Origin of the sequence: Candidatus Avelusimicrobium sp. (assembly GCF_050873505.1) — a bacterium.
Lineage (GTDB): Bacteria > Elusimicrobiota > Elusimicrobia > Elusimicrobiales > Elusimicrobiaceae > Avelusimicrobium.
Map to the genome: position 1 here is coordinate 36,654 of NZ_JBNMIY010000009.1, position 18,061 is coordinate 54,714.

General features: G+C 48.6%; 16 protein-coding genes and 1 tRNA gene. 7 read left to right on the top strand and 10 right to left on the bottom strand.

All coding sequences use genetic code 11. The features are described from left to right. Positions 1-82: 82 nt before the first annotated feature. The 6 genes from rho to ACR0QV_RS06065 all read right to left on the bottom strand — a co-directional run bounded on the left by rho (position 83) and on the right by ACR0QV_RS06065 (position 6,247). Positions 83-1,339, bottom strand: a complete 1,257-nt coding sequence (gene rho, locus ACR0QV_RS06040; protein ID WP_428053965.1) for a transcription termination factor Rho — start codon at positions 1,337-1,339, stop codon at positions 83-85. A 195-nt stretch (positions 1,340-1,534) separates the two neighbouring features. Then, positions 1,535-2,125 (bottom strand): dephospho-CoA kinase, encoded by a 591-nt coding sequence (gene coaE / locus ACR0QV_RS06045; RefSeq protein ID WP_432635418.1) that lies wholly within the window; start codon positions 2,123-2,125, stop codon positions 1,535-1,537. After that, complete coding sequence (polA, locus tag ACR0QV_RS06050; protein ID WP_432635420.1) at positions 2,122-4,695, bottom strand: DNA polymerase I; 2,574 nt, start codon at positions 4,693-4,695, stop codon at positions 2,122-2,124. Before polA ends, coaE begins: the two co-directional genes overlap by 4 nt. Positions 4,696-4,738: 43 nt before the next feature. After that, on the bottom strand, positions 4,739-5,167 hold the full coding sequence (locus ACR0QV_RS06055) for a thioredoxin family protein (RefSeq protein ID WP_432635422.1): 429 nt from the start codon (positions 5,165-5,167) through the stop codon (positions 4,739-4,741). 9 nt (positions 5,168-5,176) lie between these two features. Then, positions 5,177-5,497, bottom strand: a complete 321-nt coding sequence (gene trxA, locus ACR0QV_RS06060) for a thioredoxin (protein ID WP_428053963.1) — start codon at positions 5,495-5,497, stop codon at positions 5,177-5,179. A gap of 174 nt (positions 5,498-5,671) precedes the next feature. Then, positions 5,672-6,247: a type IV pilin protein gene (locus ACR0QV_RS06065; RefSeq protein ID WP_432635424.1), complete on the bottom strand. Its 576-nt coding sequence runs from the start codon at positions 6,245-6,247 to the stop codon at positions 5,672-5,674. Positions 6,248-6,800: 553 nt separating this feature from the next. On the opposite strand from ACR0QV_RS06065, the gene ACR0QV_RS06070 reads away from it, so the two are divergent. Genes ACR0QV_RS06070 through ACR0QV_RS06080 form a run of 3 tightly spaced genes read left to right on the top strand, consistent with a single transcriptional unit; the run spans position 6,801 to position 9,068 of the window. Next, the gene (locus tag ACR0QV_RS06070; protein ID WP_432635426.1) at positions 6,801-7,868 is read left to right on the top strand and encodes a toxin-antitoxin system YwqK family antitoxin; all 1,068 of its coding nucleotides are present in this window, start codon (positions 6,801-6,803) and stop codon (positions 7,866-7,868) included. Next, positions 7,865-8,830, top strand: coding sequence for a 4-(cytidine 5'-diphospho)-2-C-methyl-D-erythritol kinase (gene ispE / locus ACR0QV_RS06075; protein WP_432635428.1), 966 nt, complete (start codon positions 7,865-7,867; stop codon positions 8,828-8,830). Before ACR0QV_RS06070 ends, ispE begins: the two co-directional genes overlap by 4 nt. Beyond that, positions 8,787-9,068: a SpoVG family protein gene (locus tag ACR0QV_RS06080; RefSeq protein WP_432635430.1), complete on the top strand. Its 282-nt coding sequence runs from the start codon at positions 8,787-8,789 to the stop codon at positions 9,066-9,068. The genes ispE and ACR0QV_RS06080 overlap by 44 nt, the downstream gene beginning before the upstream one ends. Before the next feature lie 552 nt (positions 9,069-9,620). On the opposite strand, the gene ACR0QV_RS06085 is transcribed toward ACR0QV_RS06080, so the two are convergent. After that, a complete protein-coding gene (locus ACR0QV_RS06085) occupies positions 9,621-10,223 on the bottom strand; it encodes a nitroreductase family protein (protein WP_432635432.1) in 603 nt (200 codons plus the stop codon). A gap of 386 nt (positions 10,224-10,609) precedes the next feature. On the opposite strand from ACR0QV_RS06085, the gene ACR0QV_RS06090 reads away from it, so the two are divergent. Next, the gene (locus ACR0QV_RS06090) at positions 10,610-11,092 is read left to right on the top strand and encodes a pilin (protein ID WP_432635434.1); all 483 of its coding nucleotides are present in this window, start codon (positions 10,610-10,612) and stop codon (positions 11,090-11,092) included. 35 nt (positions 11,093-11,127) lie between these two features. Here ACR0QV_RS06090 and ACR0QV_RS06095 read toward each other — a convergent pair whose 3' ends face one another. Both ACR0QV_RS06095 and ACR0QV_RS06100 read right to left on the bottom strand, forming a co-directional pair. Continuing rightward, a complete protein-coding gene (locus tag ACR0QV_RS06095; protein WP_432635436.1) occupies positions 11,128-13,782 on the bottom strand; it encodes a 4-alpha-glucanotransferase in 2,655 nt (884 codons plus the stop codon). A gap of 3 nt (positions 13,783-13,785) precedes the next feature. After that, on the bottom strand, positions 13,786-15,108 hold the full coding sequence (locus tag ACR0QV_RS06100; RefSeq protein WP_432635438.1) for an MFS transporter: 1,323 nt from the start codon (positions 15,106-15,108) through the stop codon (positions 13,786-13,788). A 99-nt stretch (positions 15,109-15,207) separates the two neighbouring features. Here ACR0QV_RS06100 and ACR0QV_RS06105 point away from each other — a divergent pair, with 99 nt between their 5' ends. The 3 genes from ACR0QV_RS06105 (at position 15,208) to ACR0QV_RS06115 (ending at position 16,949) form a co-directional block, all read left to right on the top strand. Then, a complete protein-coding gene (locus tag ACR0QV_RS06105) occupies positions 15,208-15,621 on the top strand; it encodes an EamA family transporter (protein WP_432635440.1) in 414 nt (137 codons plus the stop codon). Positions 15,622-15,666: 45 nt separating this feature from the next. Next, positions 15,667-16,866 carry a sigma-70 family RNA polymerase sigma factor gene (locus ACR0QV_RS06110; protein ID WP_432635442.1) on the top strand — a complete coding sequence of 400 codons (1,200 nt, stop codon included), beginning with the start codon at positions 15,667-15,669 and terminating at the stop codon, positions 16,864-16,866. 9 nt (positions 16,867-16,875) lie between these two features. Next, positions 16,876-16,949: transfer RNA gene (locus tag ACR0QV_RS06115), tRNA-Arg, on the top strand. 172 nt (positions 16,950-17,121) lie between these two features. On the opposite strand, the gene ACR0QV_RS06120 is transcribed toward ACR0QV_RS06115, so the two are convergent. Continuing rightward, entirely contained in the window at positions 17,122-17,733 is a 612-nt protein-coding gene (locus tag ACR0QV_RS06120; protein ID WP_432635444.1) for a type IV pilin protein, read from the bottom strand. Between the last annotated feature and the right edge of the window lie 328 nt (positions 17,734-18,061).

Consider the following 18,061-nt stretch of genomic DNA (forward strand, 5'->3'; position numbering starts at 1 on the left):
TATAGTCTTCCTTTCAAAATCTTATAGTTTATTTTACCATAAATTGCGGGTTTAGGAAAGATTTTCTTTCCGCCCGCCCACGCTAAAATGCGTTTACTTCCATTTGTTTAAAGAAATCCTTATTGGATTTGGTGGAGGATAACTTTTCCAACAACAGCGTCATCGCATCCACAGAACTGAGCGGAGCCAGCACTTTGCGCATAATCCACACCTTGTTCAGTTCATCCTCTGACAAAAGTAAGTTTTCCTTACGCGTAGAACTGCGGTTGATATCCACCGCCGGGAAAATACGGCGTTCGGAAAGTTTGCGGTCCAGGCAAAGTTCGCTATTGCCCGTTCCTTTAAACTCTTCAAAAATCACCTCGTCCATACGGCTGCCGGTTTCAATCATTGCGGTAGCGATAATGGTTAAGGAACCGCCTTCTTCAATATTGCGCGCGGCACCCAAAAAGCGTTTCGGCTTTTGCAAGGACGTGGCTTCCAAACCGCCCGTAAGCACGCGGCCCGAGGACGGGGCAACCGTGTTATAGGCGCGGGCTAAGCGGGTAATAGAATCTAATAAAATCACCACATCTTTGCCCTGCTCTGCCAAGCGTTTGGCTTTTTCAAGCACCATTTCGGCCACTTGGACGTGGCGGTCGGCGGGTTCGTCAAAAGTAGAGGCCACCACTTCGCCCTTTACACTGCGGCTCATATCGGTTACTTCTTCGGGGCGTTCGTCAATTAAAAGGACCATTAAAACAGCGTCTTTGTAATTTTGGGCGATAGAGTGTGCAATCGCTTGCAAAATCATCGTTTTACCGCTTTTGGGCGGAGCAACGATTAAGGCACGCTGTCCCTTGCCGATAGGTGCAATCAAATCAATCACGCGCTGGGTAAGCGACGATTTATCAATTTCCAACGTAAAGCGTTCGTTGGGGTGAAGCGGAGTCAAGTTTTCAAACAACGGGCGGTTGTAAATTTTATCGGAATCCACGCCGTTTACTTTTTGCACCTGCAACATAGCAAAAAAGCGTTCGTTATCTTTGGGCGGACGGATCAGGCCTTCAATAGTATCGCCCTTGCGCAGGCCAAAGCGTTTGATTTGGGACGGAGAAACATAAATATCCTCTGCGCCTGCTAAATAGTTATTCTCTTCCGAACGCAAAAAGCCAAAACCGTCGGGAAGAATTTCCAATACGCCGCCGCCATATACGGAGCCGTTTTGTTTGGCCTGTACAGCCACGATGCGGCCGATAAGTTCCTGCTTGCGAAGGCCGGAAATATCTTCAATATTATAATTGACGGCCAGTTTCGTCAGTTCCGGCATACTAAGTTTGTTTAACGCGCGCGCGTCCATCGGTTTAGCCCCGTTGGGTTGGCGCGGAGCCTGCTGCATCATCGGGCGGGACATAGTGCGTCCAGTCCGGGCCGCGGGCCGTTGCGTTCTGGTTTCTTCGGCGGGCGCCGCGGAAGCGGCCGTTTTGACCGTTTTGGTTTCCTTGGCGGGTTTAGAGGTCTTTTCCTGCGTGGTATGTTCTTCCATTGTAACTCCTTACTTTACTCCGTAAATAAATGTAATCGCACGGATGAGGCGTTTTATTTTCAAGCCCAAATCTGCTTTACTGCCACAGTTGGCCAGCACAATATCGGCCCTGCGGGCTTTTTCGTCTTCGGGCAACTGCGCGGCTATCCGGCGGTTGTATTCCGCCAGGCTTACTCCCCGCTCTTTTAAGCGTGCGGGTAAGGTGCGCTTGTCGCCCAATACTAAAATATTTAAATCGGTTAATTTATCCCACCCCGCTTCAAATAAAAGCGGAACTTCAAACACAAAACAAGTGTGGGCACTTTGTTTTATTTTTTGCGCGGCCGACTGTAACACCAAAGGGTGCAAAAAACCTTCCAACTTTAAGCGGGCCGCCTGATTATTAAAAACGGCCTTTGCTACTTGCGCGGGCTGAAACGAACCGAACCAAGCGGACAGTTTTTGCCGAACAGCGGTTTTTTTATAAAGTTCGCGCACAATTTCATCGCACGATAACACTTCCGCACCGTTCTGTGCAAAAAAGTTTAAGGCGGTACTTTTGCCGCTTAACATACTGCCCGTCAGGCCCAACACCAGTTTGTCTTTCACGCGTAAATTCATAAAGACAGTTTTTCTAATTCGTACCAGTTCTTCCCGGCCTTGGCCGCCGCCAACAGGGGAACACGCAATTTAACGGCGTTTTGCATTAACCCTTTAATGCGGGCCGCCGTTTCGGTCAGGCCTTCCTGTGGCACTTCAAAAATCAGTTCGTCGTGCACCTGCATTACCATTTGCACGGGCGTATTGCGGAAGGCAGAAAACACATCCACCATCGCCTTTTTAATAATGTCCGCCGACCCGCCCTGCACAATCGTATTAATGGCCGCGCGCTGGGCAAAAGAGGTCATACTTCCAACCCCCATATTAAACTCCGGCAGGTAGCGGATATGCCCCAGCATTGTTTTTACATATCCGTTTTGGCGGGCGAGGGCGACATTAGCGTCTATCCACTCGCGCACGACACGGTAATTGCGGAAATAATTGTCTATATATTCTTTGGCTTCGCGCAGTGTAATGCCAAGTGCTTGGGAAAGGCCCATAGGGCCCTGTCCATAAATGATACCAAAATTAATTGCTTTGGCACTAGACCGCATTTGCTCCGTAACCATTAGCGGCATTACGCCAAACACTTGCGCCGCCGTCTGCGTGTGGATATCGCCACCGTCCAAAAAGGACTGGATAAGCACGGGGTCCTGGCTTTCGTGCGCCAGTACGCGCAAATCAATTTGGGAATAGTCCACGCTTAACAAGACGTTGCCTTCCGCCGCGCAAAAGGCCTTGCGCAACAGACGGCCCTTTTCCGTGCGGACGGGAATATTTTGCAGGTTGGGGCTGGAACTGGACAAGCGGCCCGTTACCGTGCCGGTTTGGTCCAAATAGGAGTGTACCTTGTTTTCATCATCCGCCAGTAACAGCAAATTATCCACATAAGTCGCCTTTAATTTACTGCTGGCCCGGTACTCCAAAATGGCCCGCGCCACCGGGTAGGTTTGCGCAATTTCTTCCAGCACCGATTCGTCGGTGGAGTAGCCCGTTTTGGTTTTGCGCACAGGCGGGATTTTCATTTGTTCAAAAAGCAACACACCCAACTGTTTGGTGGAATTGATGTTCACCGGGTAACCGGCGCGGGCGTCAATATCCTTTTGAAAGCGCGCAATTTCCTGCTCCAACAATACTTTAAAACTTTCCAGCCAGCCCGGGTCAATGCGCAGGCCCGCAAATTCCATAGCAGACAGCACCATCATTAACGGGAGTTCCAAATTATTAAAAAGGTCCCATTGGTTGGCTTCCTTTAATTTTGCGGTTAAAACTTCCTGCAATTTCCAAATGTAGCGGTTGTATTCCTTTAACAATTCAAAGGCGTCATCCTCGCGCACGGTGGCGGAAAAATAATCCGCACACGCCCCCGCAAAACTCAAATCGCCCGACGGATTTAGCAGATAACGCGCCAAACGTCCGTCAAAACATTTGATAAATTGCCCGTGTACATTGATATCCAGTTCCCGCAGAGTCAGTTTTAAATCGTACCCTATTTTTTCAATGGAATCATTTTCCACCAATTTTTTAAGGGCCGCCAATTCCCACGGCTGGATATCGCTGATAGGTGTGTAAGAGGCTTCCGCTTCGTTAAGCCCCAACACCAAAAATTCATCTTGCGCGTGCAGAAAAATACGCGGCGCGCTCTCTGCTTTTTTTAATGCGTCGCCCAGCAACAATTCCTTTTGCTCGGGCACAGGGGCCGCAACGGCCGGGCGCGGGGCTTCAAAAAAGTCCAATAAATTTTTAAATTCGTATTCCTTAAATAACGCTTCCAACTGTGCTTTATCCGGCGTGCGCACGCGGTAATCGTCCAAGTTAAAGGGCATATCCAAATTTGAATCAAACACCACTAACTGTTTGGATAGTAAGGCTTCGCCCTCGTGCGTTAAAATCTTTTTGGCAAGGGCCGGTTTAAAATCGGGGTTATCACTATGCGCGGCGCGGAGAATATCCTCCAAGTGGCCAAACTTATTAATCAGGTCCACCGCGCTTTTAGGCCCCACCCCCATTACGCCGGGCACATTGTCCGACGCGTCGCCCACGATAGAAAAATAATCGGGCAGGAAAGCCGTATCTACGCCGAATTTTTCCTTGGCAGCTTCCGGCCCTTTAAAGCCGTCCTTTCCGCCAAAGGGCCAAATGGAAATATATTCATTTAAAAATTGGTAAACGTCTTTATCCGACGTAACAAACACGCTGGGCACCTTTTGTGCCGCGGCGTGGCGGGCCAAAAAGGCCATTAAATCGTCGGCTTCTATCCCCTGTTTGGCAACTACTGTTAAGCCCAAGGTATCCACCAAGCCGCGCGCCAAATTCAACTGGCTGACAAGTGCATCGTCCGGCTTTTTGCGGTTTGCTTTATAGGAAGGCAATAACGCCTTGCGCCGCGCACAACCGCCGGGCGAGTCAAAGCATACGGCCACATACGCCGGGTTATGCTCGCGCAACATTTTGATTAACCAGCGCAAAAAACCATACAGCGCGCCAACCTCTTGCCCGGACGAGGTGGATAATTTCGGCAACGCGTGATAGTTGCGGTGCAAAAAGTTATGGGCATCAATTAAATAAAATTGCGGTTGTAGTTGGGTCATAGGCGGGTATAGTTGCCCGCCCCGGGGTAGGGCGGGCGCTATACTATTTAAGGTTATTAATTTTTGCTTCCAGTTCCTGCTGAATAGCAGCACCGGAAAGGGCAGAATATCCAATATGGGAATACATTACCGTATCGTTATATGCCACCACAAAGGTAGGCAACGCCGTAATGCCCCACGCTTCTTTTAACGAAACACCGTTTTCCGGTTTTACGTCGTTTTCCACATCCACTTTGCGGATAATTACGTTCTTGTCCCTCGCGTATTCTTTGGTAAGAGCAGTCATCATCGTCCGCTCGGCCGCGTGGCAAGGCCCGCAATAAGGCGCCGTAAACATCAAAACAAACACTTGGTCTTTTCTAAGACCGTCATATTCCCGGCTAGTCATTGCGGGAATAGTAGCACTCTGCTGGGCCACGAGCGTAACAGCAAACAGCACTAGTACGCACAAGGCCCCGAACAACTTCTTCATACAGCCTCCTTACAGCAAGGAGTTTAATTTTTCCTGCAAAGCGGCTTTGGACTGCAATCCCACAGTCTGCCCGACTAATTCTCCGTTTTTAAAGAAGAGCAAGGCAGGGATAGAAGAAATGCGGTATTTGGTGCTGGTGGCAATACCTTCGTCGGTATTTAACTTGCAGACTTTTACTTTGCCTGCATACTCGGCGGCTAATTCTTCCACCACCGGGCCCAACATACGGCACGGCCCGCACCAAGTGGCCCAAAAGTCCACCATTACAGGTTCTTTGCTTTTTAATACTTCTTCTTCAAAATTTGCATCCGTCAAAATTACTTCGCTCATACTTCCCCCTTACTAAATTCAAATCTACTTATAGTGTACATAATTAGAGAGTACCAGACAAAGGCCCCTCTGTCAAGTTATATAAAAGGTTAAATAAGGGCTATTTTCCCCCTGGCATTAAAAACCGCCCTTTCCAAACAGCGGAAAGAGCGGTGTAAAACGAGTTTTACTAAATTACAGGCCAGAACCAGCAGCAGAAGGTGCAGCACAACCGCCATCAGCACCAGCAGTACCATTGGCACAGCACTTATCACCACTCTTGGTTAAAGTGTCCACACCGCAGAAATCATTGCACAGCCCAGCACCATTAGCATCACCGGCCTCACAAGTTGTACCAGTATTGCCATAGTAGCGGCTCAACGTATAGTTATACTGCAAGGTATTAGGCCCAACACGTTTGGCCGTAGCAATACCCGCATTATAGGCAGTGCCAGACAAGGTAATTAAAAAGCCATTACCAGAGCCACAAGTATCCTTGCCAACAGTTCCCTTGGTGCAGAAAGAACTGTCAGTAGCACCTTTCGGGGCAACGTCCAAGCCCTGAAACTTGGTTGCATAATTGTTAATTTGCAAGTATTTGCGTTGTTGCGCTTGCGCAATAGAACCGAGCAACTGATCGGCTTCCGTCATACGGGAGCGTTCCACCGCTTTGAAGTACTGCGGCATTGCCATTGCGGCCAAAATGCCCAGGATTAACACGACCACCAATAACTCAATGAGCGTGAACCCTTTGTTATTATTCTTAATCATTTTTCTTCTCCTTTTCTCTTTTCTCTTGTGTACGGCCCGGTTTGGGCGACTGTAGGAGTTTTTATATAACCCTCCCCGGGCCGTAATGGTACTGTATCAAAAAAAAAAACGAGTCAAGCCTTTTTTGGACCCAAACAGAAAAACTCTTTTATACGACCCTTTTAGGGCCGCTAACGGCCAATCAAAAAACAACAAAGGCAAACGACAGATCCCCGACAAAAACACTCGGGGATGACAAGTAAGGAGGAATAGTCGTCATTCCCGAAGGTCGTAGTCGGGAATCTGTCGTTATTGTTGGCATCCCAGGCGTGGACCTGGGATCCAGTCTGTTTATTAGGAAAGACCTTATTTTATTTCTAGATTCCGGGTTCCCGCTCGTATGCGGGCCCCAGAATGACAACAACACACAACACATCCCCGAACCCTGCGGGCCGCCAAACCTCTCCGGGATGCCTTAATAAACAAACATCAATTACATCTTTCCTTTTATTAAAAAAGTAACACCGCCGCATAAATTTGTAAAATAAGGGCAAATCCCTTGGGGGAACCTTATATGAAAGAAAAAGTTATTTGCGTATCCACGCCAACTGCGCGCACCTATTACAAAGCCACCCCGCTGGCCAAAGAATTTTTGGATAAAGAACAAAACATCATCAACACTACCGGCACCTTGCCCGACGGCGAAATAACCGAATTAGCCGTATCGTCCGCCACCGTAAAACATTTAGCCGGAGGCAAATTAAACGGTAAGTTTGAGGTCATCAATCTGGCTGATAACTCCGTTACGTTTACCGAAGAATATAAGGACGGACAACTTGTCAGCATTACAGAGCGCACGCACGCGCTGGCCGCCGGAAAACCCAAGGAAGAAAAACCGCACCACCACTACCCCGGCACGGTATTAAAAACCAGCAAAGGCGCGAATTCCTTTTATATTAACGGCAAAGAGGTGGCCGAGGAAACCTTGTCTTCCAACGGCGCCACGCTGGAAATTTTGGGCACTATTCCCGACGGCGAGGTAAAAGAATTTAACGAAAACGGCCAAGTAAAAACCGAAGCGCATTATAAAAACAACAAACTCCACGGCCTCTTGACCCGCTACGAGGACGACGGGCGCCTGAGTTCGCACGAGGAATACTTTAACGGAATTTTACAGGGCCCGGCTGAATATTTCACCCCCATTAAAAACGATATGCTCCACACGCGCTGTTCTTATAAAAATTCCCAACTGGAAGGCGAGCGCACCGTTACGCAAAACGACGGCACCGTGCGCGAACGGGAATCCTTTGTGCGCGGGCACATTGAGGGCGTAAAAGAAACGTTTTACGCAAACGGAAATAAAGAAAGCGTGGAAAATTACGCCGACGGAAAATTAAACGGCGAGCGTTTGCTCTATTTCCCCTCCGGCGCGCTTTGGTACCGCGAGCATTACACCAACAACCGCCTGGACGGCGACCGCTTGGGCTATTTTGCCGACGGCAAGGTAAGATTAGAAGAATTTTATACCGACGGACTTTTGGAAGGCCGCCGCAACATTTACGCCGAAAACGGCGAACTTTTAACCACCGAGGAATACCACTGGGGTTCCCTGGTTCACAACACGGAGCGTAAACTAAAATGAAAATCACCCGCTTTTGCCCGGCCAAAGTAAATTTGTTTTTGGAGGTTACCGGCAAACTACCCAACGGCTACCACGAATTAGCCACGCTGTTTGCCAAAATTAACCTCGGTGATACCCTGACAATAGATGCCAAACCCGCCGAAAAAACGGATATTTCGCTCACGCTGACGGGGCCCGTCGGTTCGCTGTTGCGCGCGGACGAAAGCAACCTTGTGTGGCGCACCGCGCAAGCCTTTTTGACGCATTACCAATTAAACGCCAAAATCAAAATGGTGCTTGATAAACACACCCCCACCGGGGCGGGGCTTGGCGGGGGCTCGTCCGACGCGGCGGGCGTGCTGCTTGCCTTGTGCGAAATTTTCAAAAAGGATAAAAACGAACTTTTGGACATTGCCGCCAAACTGGGCGCGGATGTGCCGCTTTTTATGTACGAGGACACCTTTTTAAAAGGCGAGGGCATCGGCGAGAAATTAACCCCCGTTCCCGCCGCGGGCAAATTGCCCTTTTTGGTGCTGGCGTACCCCAATACTATCGTGCCCACGAAAGGCGTTTTTGCACGGCTGAAACTTCCGCAAAAAGAAGAAGTCTTGACAAATGTTTCAAAATTAGATAAATTAATAACATACATTAGATGTGCAAGTCCTTTGACTCTTTGGAAAGATTGTTTATTCAATCGGTTGGAGGAGTGCGTTGTTCCTTTTACAAACTCTGTACGAAATGTGCTGCTTGATTTGAGAAAAACAAATACAGATGCAGTTTTGATGTCCGGTTCCGGCTCCACGGTTTTTGCTTTAGTTGAAACTGAAAAGGATGCAAAAAATTTGGTTAGCAAAATACAAAATAAGGAACGGATAGTTTTCTTTACGACATTTCATAGGAGTTTAAAAGATGAAAATAACGGAAGTCAGAATACATCTGATGGGAGAGGATCGCTTAAAGGCGTTTGCAAGTGTAACGTTTGACGATTCTTTCGTAGTTCGTAATATGAAAATTGTAGAAGGGACAAAAGGCGTGTTTCTTTGTATGCCTTCCCGGAAATTACCCGATGGAACCCACAAGGATATGGTTCACCCCATTAACCAAGAGTTTCGGGAATACTTGGAAGAAAATATATTGAAAGCCTACGAGGAAGAATTAAAAAACCAATCCGTAGGAAAAGCGCAAGCCGAAAGTTCGGACTACAATAAAGACGTACGATAAGGTTCAGCACAGATTTTCCGTTATTCATCTCGCTTAAGCTGTGATGAAACAATTTACTTCCGGATGGTGAAATGGTATCACTACTGGTTTTGGTCCAGTCATTCTAGGTTCGAGTCCTAGTCCGGAAACTTTACAACCCCCGGGTAACCGGGGGTTTTTTATTGGGTAAAAGGCTATTTTCTTCAAAGTTTTCCGCAGGATAGATACTACAAAATAACAACAGACCGCCGCCCCCTGCGGGCCGCAAAACACTCAGGAATGACGACAAAACAAGGCTGTTATAAAAACAGGGGTCATCCTGAACTTGTTTCAGGATCTACCAATCGTGTTGTTTAGTGTCGTTATTTAACAAGGCCATACTGGAAGGGTTGCCGGTGCGGAGCGTTCCAGTATAAGTTGTTTTCCTCTTTTTTAATAACGACAGATCCCCGACAAAAACACTCGGGGATGACACAAATTAACCGCAGACGTTTTCCTTGCTTTTGCCGTCATTCCCGAGTGGGTCCGGCGGCGGAGCGCTCGGGAATCCGTTGTTATCAAAAAGCAGCCTTTCTATTTTTCTACGCGCAGGCGCGATTGGGGCAAAAAGGTTTTCTCCCCCGGCTCCTCCGCCGCCACCCCAAACGGCATTTGCGCCAACAGTTTCCACGTTTTAGGGATATCAAAGGCCTGCTGTACGGCCTCATCCACCAGCGGATTATAATGCTGTAAACTCGCGCCAATCCCCGCCTGCGCAAGCGCCGTCCAAACCACCAGTTCCAACATCCCGTTGGACTGGTATGCCCACAGCGGGAAATTATCCTTGTACGTCGGGAATTTTTGCTGTAAAGCCTCTACCGTGGGCCAATCCTCAAAAAATAAAATCGTGCCATACGCGGACGCAAATGAGGTAATTTTTTCCTGCGTGGGTGCGAATTTTTCCGGCGGAACAATCTTTTTTAACGCGTCCTTTGTCAGTTGCCAAAACTGTTGGTGTTTTTCCCCCAACAAAAGCACCACCCGCGCCCCTTGCGAATTAAACGCACTCGGCGTCAGGTTGATTGCCTGCTCTATTAAGGCGGTTAAGGCGTTATCCGATATCGGGCACTCGGACGACAACGCGTAGCGCGAGCGCCGCTTTTGTAACGCTTCAAAAAAAGAATTTACTTTATCCATATTTTCCCCCTTTTTTATGAGGATAGCGCTTGATACGCCCCTTGTCAAAGACTTATTTGGGTTAGAAAGACAACGCGGCAAAAAGATTGTTATAATAAAAAGGTCGCACGCAAGCCGCAAGGCCTGCAACAATTTAATTCTGTTTTTGGAACCGTATGCAGAATACGGAGAATTATCGGGTTTCCCGATAATATTCTTCCACGCCAAAAGCAGTCGTTTTAGGCGCAAAACACACGGACTAATTACCCGTTTGTTTTGCGCTAAATGTTCCTTGCCATATTTATATGGCAAGGAACTACGGCTGTTATTATTTGGGTCTGTGGAAGAATCTCAAATATAGCAGCCGTTTTTAATGGCCTTTTTCCAAAAACAGAAAAGGAGAATATATGGAAAAAGGTTTTACATTAATAGAATTATTAGTAGTGGTGCTAATTATCGGCATTTTAGCCGCCGTCGCCCTGCCCCAGTACGAAATCGCCGTAGAAAAGTCCAGGTTAAGTGAAGCAATGACGATACTGCACGCCATAAAACAAGCAGGAGACCTCTGTGTCTTAGCAAATCCAGATGCCGATACCGGGGGATGCCGTTTCGGCGGCTTGGATTTGGATATTGCGGGAGTAGAATTTGACGAGGCCGGAGATTATGGTGCCGGGAAATTTTTTGAATATAATTGTGATATGCCAGATTGCCGAAATCCTTATGCAAATCCTATAAATTCGGAATACCAATATTTCTTTATGCTGTCAGATCCTGATTATGATAACAAAAGCACCTGTTACGGAGATAATGCAAAAGGCCAACGGCTGTGCAAGGCACTCGGCGGCAAACAAATTGATGTAAGCGGAACCCGCATTATTTACGCGTTATAACATACCGATCCCCCGGTTACCCCGGGGGATTTATTTTATCTGTTTGCGTCCGTAATTAATTGCTTGATTTTATCGTTAAAGGCCGTTTGGTCCAACAATTTTTCAAGCGTAAGGGGCATACGGTAGCGCCAATAATGGCGCGGATTGGCGGGCACGTTAATACGCTCCGCTTCCGGGTCCGGCGCGCGCAGGGCTTCGTCCATAGCCGCCCAATCCTGGTACGAAATAAGTGCCAGCATAGAGGGGCTATTTAAATGGAGCCGTACAATTTCCTCGGCCGTTTTCCCGTCCAGTTCCGCGGGTGCTTCGCCCGTTTTTCCTAACACCTCACGCCAAAAGCGCGCAGTATTTTCCGGGTTTTCCTTCCACCAACCGCGCAGTACGGACATATCGTGCGTGGACGGCGTCGCCACCGACAGATACGGGTATTTTTTCGTATCGGCAAAGGTTTCGCCCAACCGCTTGGGCATACGCTCAATTTCTAAGGACAAAATTTGCAACTTGTTTAATACCTCAGGCACGCAGGCGGGAATCATCCCCAAGTCCTCCACGCAGCACAGCATACGCGTGGCCTGCGTAATGGCCGGGAGTTTCTTCATCGCCTCGTTCTTCCAAAACTCGTTGTGGCGGTGGAAGAAATACTCGTTATACAGCCGTGTAAAGGCCTGCTGTTCTCCCGCGGGCAAAGCACGGCAGGCCTCGCTGGTCAGCGCGGAAATGCGCGGGTGAAATTTGGACGGGTCCTTATGGTCCGGCACAAAAAGCACATTGGCCGCCAAGGCAAAAAGGCCCTCTTTTATCCGCAGGGCTTTTTCGTCCGTTTGGTTTGCAAAGGCCTGTTCCGTTTGGCGTTGGGTGGCATAAGCGGGCTTTAATTGGTAGGTTGCGTCCGCTTGCACATCTAAATATTTTTTAGATACTTTTTCGGCCAAATCGCCAAACACTTCGCGCACCGTTTCCGCCGTAATATGCGGGCGGGTAAACGAAGCGTCAAACGGCAGGCCGTACGCCTTTATTTCGTCTGCGCTCATCGGCAACGCGGGCGAAAACTGGCCCAAAAGCCCCTGCACGGCGTGCAACGGGATTTGCCAAATGCGGAAGAAGCCCAACACGTGGTCAATGCGGTACGCATCAAAATACTGCGCCATATGGGCAAGGCGACGCGTCCACCAGCGGTAACCGTTTTGCGCCATTGCTTCCCAGTTGTAGGTAGGAAAACCCCAGTTTTGCCCGGTGGCGGAAAAATCGTCCGGAGGGGCGCCTGCCTGCGCGTTTAGGTGGAAGAGTTGCGGCTCTGTCCACGCTTCGGCACTGTTGGGAGAAATGCCTATCGGAATATCCCCCTTTAAAATAATCCCCTTTTGGCGGGCATATTGCACGGCTTCGGTCAGTTGGCAATGGAGCAAAAATTGCACATAATACCAAAAGCACACCGTGCCGTATTCCTTGGCACCGGGCTTGCAAAAGGCTACTAACTCATCATACGAAAATCGGGAATATTTCCCCCACTTGGAAAAATCCGCCGTTTTATAATGGTCCCGCAAGGTGCAAAACATTGCATACGCGGGCAGCCAATGCGTATTTTGCGCAAAAAAGCGGCGGAACTGCGGCGTAGATAAAATCGTTTTTCCCTCGTTTAAAAAGGCCCGCTTTAAATATTCCAGTTTTAATTGCAAGGCTTTTTCGTAATCCACCTGCGGCAGTTCATTTATTTTTTTGCGTTCCTTTTCCAACGATTTATTGCCGCCGGGCAACAGGCGCACATCCGCATACAGCGGGTGGAACGCATACACACTAACGGCGTTATACGGATACGAATCCTGCCAAGTATGCGTAAGTGTGGTATCGTTAATAGGCAAAATTTGAATTACCTTTTGCCCTGTTTTCTGCGCCCAATCCGCCAACTTTTTTAAATCGCCAAAATCGCCCACGCCGCAGCCGGTTTCACTGCGCAAGGAAAACACAGGGATAACCACCCCCGCCGCACGCACCGGGGCTTCCCCCGTAAAACTGGGGCGTAAATCCTGCCGCGTGAAAACCTCGTTATCCTTTAACGGCGGGTTATCTAACGTTCGGTTAAAGCCGTCCTCCCACCATACCGCGCCGTTACGCTTTACAATAAACTTATACTCCGCCGGGAAGGTTTGCTCTTCGGCGTTTAGCGTTATCCCCCACTCGTTTAATTGCGTACGCGTTAAGGGTAAGGCTTTGTCCGGATTCCAGTTGCCCAGTTGCGCCGTACTGCCACAGAGGTACAACTCGCCGTTGCACGGGGACTGCACGCGCAGTAAAAGCGTGCGCTTAAAAAGAGGCAAGGATGTTTGCATAACCGCCTGCGGGCGGAAGACTTCCGTAACCGCGGACGAATACAAATGCGCCTGCGCGGGCAGTTCGCGCCAAGCATCGTTTAAATAATAGGCCGAAGTCTGCGGCGAAACGGATAACGTCCGTTCCACCTTTTGCCACTCGCGGCGGACGGTTTTATTTCCCCGGCGGACCTCGTAATGGTACGCCATAACGGCAGGCTGTTTAAAAAGCAGTAAAATACTTCCCGTCCAAATTTTGCCGTCCTGCGTGGAAAGCGGGATATTTATTTTGCGCTCGTTCGCGCCCGCTTGGGCACGGTACAAAACGGCGTGGAGCGTTTCGCCCCACACCGTATTATAAGACAAACGAAAGGAAATCTTCATAAATTACTCCTGCGTTTGGCGGTCGTGCACCCGCAAGGTAAACGCCGCCGCAATGAATAAAAAGAGCCCGCCCACGCCCACGGCGGCAATCGCACTGCCGCCCAAAACGTGCTTCATAAACGGGCCGAAGAAGAGGTTTACACAAATTTGCGGAATCACAATAAAAAAGTTGAACACACCCATATAAAACCCCATTTTGTCCGCCGGGAGCGCATTGGAAAGCATTGCATACGGCATAGACAAAATACTGCTCCAAGCAATACCGATGCACACCATCGGGAAAATAAGCCCCATTTGCGTAAACTGCACCCCTAACAGCGTGAGCCCCAAGGAACCCAATCCCAAGCCGCCGATAATCAGGCAGGCAATGTGTATGGCCTTAGCGGAAAATTTAGTCGTCAGCCACAGCAAGGCGAACGCAAACACAAACGCCACACCGTTATAAATACCAAAGCAGGAACTGCCCCAGTTGGCGGCGGTTTCGTAAGCGGCCGTACCGGGCGCGGCGTGGAACACGCCGGAAGCAATACCCGGCGTAAAATACACCCACATTACCATAAAGGCCGCCCACGTAAAAAACTGTACCACGGCCAAGCGGCGCATCGTAACGGGCATTGTGATAAACGCGCGGAACATTTCCCGCACGGTTTTAAGCGGATTAAATGTTTGCTTTTTAAGATTGTTAAATTCTTCCATATCGGCAGGCGGATATTCGGGCGTGGTTTTGATTGTAGCCAAAATCGCCGCAATCAGCACCACCGCGCCGATGTAAAACGAATATTTAACCGTATTGGGAATATGCCCCAAGGGCGCTTCGGTACTTACGCCGCAAGCCGTCAAAATCTGCGGCAGGAAAGAGGCAATTACCGCCCCCGCGCCAATCATTACGCTTTGCATTGCGTAGCCCGTTTTACGCTGTGCTTCCGGCAAGATATCGCCCACAAACGCGCGGAACGGCTCCATACTCACGTTGACCGAGGTATCCAAAACCCACAACGCAATAACCGCCATCCAAATAGCCGAAGCCTGCGGCATTAAAAACAGCGCAAACATAGAGAAAATAGCCCCACCCAAAAAGTACGGGCGGCGGCGGCCCAAGCGGCACCAAGTTCTGTCGCTAAAATACCCAACCAACGGCTGAACGAGCAACCCCGTAACCGGGGCAGCCAGCCACAGCATAGGGATTTGGTCCTCACTCGCGCCCAAACGCGAATAAATCGCACTCATATTTCCCATTTGCAGGGCCCAGCCGAATTGGATTCCAAAGAAACCCAGGCACATAAACATTATTTGCAGAAAGGTTTTAGACGGTCTTTCTGTGGACATAATTCCTCCCGTAAAAATTGCATACTGCTTTTTTTATTATAACACTATTTTCCCCGTTCGCGTAGGGGAAGTGATAAAATATAAGTAAGGAGACTAAAAATGTGGTTTGTATATGCGTTATTATCGGCGCTCTTTGCGGCGCTTACTTCTGTACTGGCCAAAGTGGGTGTGGACGGTGTAAACTCCAACCTGGCCACGGCTATCCGCACAGCGGTAGTATTGGTGCTTGCGTGGGGCGTGGTATGGATGACGGGCGCGGGCAAGCAACTGGCCCTAGTCAGCCAAAAGAGTTGGCTCTTTTTAACCTTATCCGGCTTGGCGACGGGAGCCTCGTGGTTGTTTTTTTATAAGGCCCTTCAAATGGGTACGGCCTCGCGCGTGGTGTCGGTAGATAAATTTAGCGTGGTGCTAACGATTCTTTTGTCCGTTTTGTTTTTGCACGAAGCCGTCAGCCTGAAAGTATTGCTTGGCGGCGGACTGATTACGGCGGGCGTTTTGTGTATGGTTTTATAGGCAAAAATCTTTCGCACCGTCAAAAAGTTTGATATTATATTGTATATGGAAAACGAGTCGCTTGATAGCGTAAACGAATATTTTAAGCATTTGGGTAAAATCACCCAAGAACTGGACCGGGACGAAATGAACCGGTTGTGGAAACTCGCCAAACAAGGCGATAAAGATGCTAAAAATAAAATTATGGAAATGAATTTGCGGTTGGTTATTCCGACGGCAAAGCGTTTTCAGCGCCCGGGTATGGACCTGATGGATTTGATTGAAGAGGGCAACCTGGGACTATTGCAAGCGATTGATAAATTTGAGCCCGAAAAGGGCTACCGTTTTTCCACCTATGCCGTGTATTGGATTGAACAATACATCCGCAAGTATATTGAGGAACAGTCCGGCTCTATCAAAATTCCGTCGCACGCGTGGGGCAATTTGAAGAAATGGTTCCGTGCGTGGAACGAGTTAAAAGAAGCCAACGGACGTGACCCGTCCCTAAACGAAATGGCCGCAGAACTCAATTTGACCGCCCGGCAAGTAAAGTCCATTATGGACACGCTGAACGCCGCCAAGGGTGTGGATTCGCTTACAACCCTCATCCACGATGAGGACGAAACCACCTTGGAGGATTTAATCAGCGACGACGGCAAGGGCAATCCGCACGATGTGTTTTTGAAGAACGAAAACCAAAACAGCATCAAAAAAAGTATGGCGGACTTAAACGACCGCGACCGCCAAGTGCTGATTATGCGCTACGGTTTGGACGACAACGAGCCCAAGACCTTGGGCGAAGTGGCGGAAATTTTGGGCTTGTCGCGCGAGCGCGTTCGCCAAATTGAAGAGCGCGCCGTAAACACCCTGCGCAAGGAAGCGTACAAAGCGGGCATTTTGGAGCCCTCTACCTTGGATTTGCGCACGCGCAAACTGCATACGGCAATGCAACCGCGCTTAAAAACCAATATTTTGGGCCAAACGATAGATAAAAGTCCGTTAGCCAAACTGTTAAAACAGCGCGCCGCCCTGCTTGCCCAGCAAAAGGCAAACGAGGCGAAAAAAGCTACTGCCAAAAAGGCAGATAAAAAATCGCCCGCTAAAAAAAGTGCAGTAAAAGTGGCCACGAAAAAAGTATCCGCGACCAAAACTGCGCCCAAAGCGTCCGCCAAAAAGGCCTTGGAAAAAGGAAAGACACCGACCAAAGGTAGCACCGCGGTAAAGGCTAAAAAGGCCGCCAAACGCGCTAAAAAACCCACCAAATAACTGTTTTACGCCCCCGTAGCTCAATTGGATAGAGCGGCTCCGTCCTAAGGAGAAGGTTGCGAGTTCAACTCCCGCCGGGGGTAGTTGTATTTACAAGGGCTTTTTAGCAATACAAATTGCTAAAAAGCCCTTTTTTATCGTCGTAAAACCGTAATTGCAATAAGCAGAAATAGCGGACCTGTAAAGCAGTAGCGTTGTCAGCAAAATGTCAGCATAAATGTCTGCCTTGGCACCATTTCGTGCCAGACATATCACCTATTCAAATAAGGATTTCTTTACATAATCACATAAATAAGCAGTGCCTACACATTGAAAATTTTGGTTTGCCGCGTGTGGAAGCGGGGCCCAAAAAATCATTTTGGAATTAGTAGGTTCACAACTTGTTTGAGTGGAATTTTTAGGCGGGCAATATAACACCAACAGCCGGCCTTCCAGATTATTATTTCCGTCCAAATTCCAGTTTGGGCATCGCCATGCAGTTCCAGAACCAGAGGCTGAGGGTACACAGTTAGGAAAGGAAATATCTAACGCTTCCGGGTCTTTGGAATAAGTTCCATTGGCTAAATAATAAACTTCGGCGGCTTTTTTATAAGTGGAAATTTGTTGGATAAGTTCAGTTACGCGGGATTTTTCTACGGCTTTGGTGTATTGCGGCAAGGCCACTGCCGCCAAAATACCAATAATAAGCACGACTACTAAAAGTTCTATCAGGGTAAAACCTGGTGTTACTGTATGGACATTTGCTGTTTTGTCGTCATCCCCGAGGAATTTAGTCGGGGAGCCGTTGTTATCGTTGCTTGTTTTAAATAATGACAGATTCCCGACTACAACACTCGGGAATGACAAAATAGAGGTAAATCCTTTCATTTTTTCTCCTTGTTTAGGCCTTTATATTTGAGCAAAACGGCCTTTTATACGCATTTTTATACGGCGGATACATCCGGGTACATCCACCGCGATTTATCAAAATTTTAACAAAAAAAAAAACGAAACAACCCCTTTATGAACAACTACTCTAAACGGCTACTACAAACGACATTTTTTGCCGTCACCCTGAATTTATTTCAGGGTCCAGCCGAGCCTTGACTCTCTTGCGCTGGATACTGAAACAAGTTCAGTATGACGACAACGGCAACAACGGATCCCCGACAGAAACACTCGGGGATGACAACAAAAGGCAAAGGCTGTTATAAAA